This window comes from Phormidesmis sp. 146-33 (assembly GCF_052939515.1).
Genome location: NZ_JBJPHU010000263.1, coordinates 1 through 1857 on the forward strand (window position 1 = coordinate 1; position 1857 = coordinate 1857).

The 1857-nt window shown below is 49.8% G+C and carries 1 protein-coding gene; it reads right to left on the reverse strand.

The features are described 5' to 3' along the window. Positions 1–178: 178 nt before the first annotated feature. Positions 179–1258, reverse strand: a complete 1080-nt coding sequence (fba, locus tag ACJ2PR_RS35775) for a class II fructose-bisphosphate aldolase (RefSeq protein WP_446867726.1) — start codon at positions 1256–1258, stop codon at positions 179–181. Positions 1259–1857 lie beyond the last annotated feature (599 nt).

The window sequence follows — 1857 nt, forward strand, 5'->3', positions numbered from 1 at the left end:
TTTTGGGGGACTTTGAAACGGCTTCCCTGATAGGTTTTTTCAAATCTGAGAGATAGAAATCGGTTAATTAACTATTTTTATGAGTATCATTTGTTGGTTGATTTGGTATAAGTATATCCCTAAAAAAACTGGGCGGCCCTTTGACCACCCAGCCTCTTACAAAGTAAAGGATTAAACCTTATACACCAACGGTTTTTTTGGTGACAGCGCTCAGTTCACCTTTGGCATATTTTGCCGCATAATCTTCCATGCTGACTTGCTTGATCTTGCTTGCGTTGCCAGCGGTGCCAAATTGCTGATAGCGATCGGCACAAACTTGCTGCATGTACTTGATCGAAGGCTTGAGGAAGAAGCGAGGGTCAAACTCAGCAGGCTTGGAGAACAAGGCTTCACGCACGGCAGCCGTGATCGCCAAACGACAATCGGTATCGATGTTGATCTTACGAACGCCGCTCTTGATGCCCTTTTGAATTTCTTCGACCGGAACGCCGTAAGTTTCAGGAATCGATCCACCGTTTTGGTTGATCAACGCCAACAAATCTTCGGGAACCGAGGAAGACCCGTGCATCACCAGGTGAGTGTTGGGCAGACGGCGGTGAATTTCTTCGATGCGGCTGATGGCCAAGATTTCGCCAGTCGGCTTGCGGGTAAATTTGTAAGCTCCGTGGCTGGTGCCGATCGCCACTGCGAGCGCGTCCACCTGAGTTTGTTCTACAAAGTCAACCGCTTCGTCGGGGTCGGTCAACAGCATGGAGTGGTCTAGTTCGCCTTCAAAGCCATGACCGTCTTCTGCTTCGCCTTTCCCAGTTTCCAGCGAACCGAGGCAGCCGAGTTCACCTTCGACCGATGCGCCGATCGCGTGAGCCACTTGCACGACTTCGCGGGTGGTGCTGACGTTGTATTCGTAGCTTGCGGGGGTTTTGGCATCGGCTTCGAGGGAGCCATCCATCATGACGCTGCTAAAGCCGTTTTTCATGGCGGAGTAGCAGGTCGAAGGGGCGTTGCCGTGATCCTGGTGCATGACGATCGGCAGATGAGGGTAGGTCTCGATCGCCGCCAAGATCAGGTGACGCAGAAAGTTTTCGCCAGCGTAGTTGCGTGCGCCGCGAGAAGCTTGCAAAATCACGGGGCTATCGGTTTCATGGGCAGCCTTCATGATCGACTGGATCTGCTCCATGTTGTTGACGTTGAATGCGGGAATGCCGTAGCCGTGTTCAGCCGCGTGATCGAGCAGCAGCCGCAAAGGTACAAGCGCCATAGATAGTCCTCCTGGGTGGTTGTGGTCAGCGAGTTAGGTTTGAACAACTGAATTGTTAGGACAATCTTAAGACAATTTGAGGTCTGAAGCCAGTAAAGTTTAGCGATCGATGCCTGTAAATAGGTAAAAATACTATTAGTCTTTCTTATGGGTCGGTTTGTAAGGATGGATGCGGTTTGTGCATTGTTTCACCTCAAAGCTTGAATGTTGTCAGTTATTTAACGTCAGTCTTCAAGAGAGGCGCACCTCCAGGAAGGCCGAAAGAAACCTGCGTTTTCTTGGGAGTTCGATGAACTTTTTCGCTTCGTTGCTGAGGGATTCGCCCCCTAAATCCCCCATTCTGGGGGACTTTGAATCAGCATAATTTCTTTGAATGGAACTTTTTCTGGGTCAAAGTCCCCCCTTTAGGAAGGCCGAAAGAAACCTGCGTTTTCTTAGGAGTTCGATGAACTTTTTCGCTTTGTTGCTGAGGGATTCGCCCCCTAAATCCCCCATTCTGGGGGACTTTGAATCAGCATAATTTCTTTGAATGGAACTTTTTCTGGGTCAAAGTCCCCCAATTTTGGGGGATTTAGGGGGCTGAAGCCGATTGAAACGAA

Excerpts from the sequence above, each read along its gene's own strand:
- fba (WP_446867726.1), bottom strand. The coding sequence starts at position 1,258 with ATGGCGCTTGTACCTTTGCGGCTGCTGCTCGATCACGCGGCTGAACAC.